This is a genomic window from Virgibacillus sp. M23 (genome assembly GCF_034190895.1).
Lineage (GTDB): Bacteria > Bacillota > Bacilli > Bacillales > Amphibacillaceae > Virgibacillus > Virgibacillus salarius.
Genome location: NZ_JAWDHA010000321.1, coordinates 1 through 418, shown reverse-complemented (window position 1 = coordinate 418; position 418 = coordinate 1). Strand labels below are relative to the sequence as shown.

Genomic DNA, 418 nt, shown 5'->3' with positions numbered 1-418 from the left:
ATCCGACAGTTCATAAAAAAGAACAGGAACGTATTGTATCTGATAGCTTGACTCGCAAAAACTAAGGGGGAAATGAAAAAATGGCGGAAATTAAGGTACCTGAATTAGCAGAATCAATCTCAGAAGGAACAATAGCCCAATGGTTAAAGCAGCCTGGTGACTATGTAGAACAGGGTGAATATCTGCTTGAACTAGAAACGGATAAAGTGAATGTTGAATTGACAGCAGAAGAATCGGGTGTACTTCAAGAGGTATTGAAAGATTCGGGTGATACCGTCCAGGTCGGAGAAATTATCGGTACGATTTCAGAAGGCGCGGGTGAAAGTTCTGCCCCTGCTCCTACAGAGAAAGCAGAAAGCAAGGAAAGCGTGAAAGAAGAGAAACAGGCTGAACCAGCTGCACAAGAGGTGAGTGAGGA

2 protein-coding genes are annotated in these 418 nt (G+C 43.5%); both read left to right on the top strand.

The annotated features are described in order from the left end of the window. Positions 1–65 (top strand): hypothetical protein (locus RVS70_RS23485; RefSeq protein ID WP_414617192.1); only part of this gene is annotated, 65 nt, incomplete at its 5' end. Positions 66–80: 15 nt separating this feature from the next. Beyond that, the coding region (locus RVS70_RS22770; RefSeq protein ID WP_321135016.1) for a biotin/lipoyl-containing protein at positions 81–418 on the top strand (338 nt) is incomplete at its 3' end.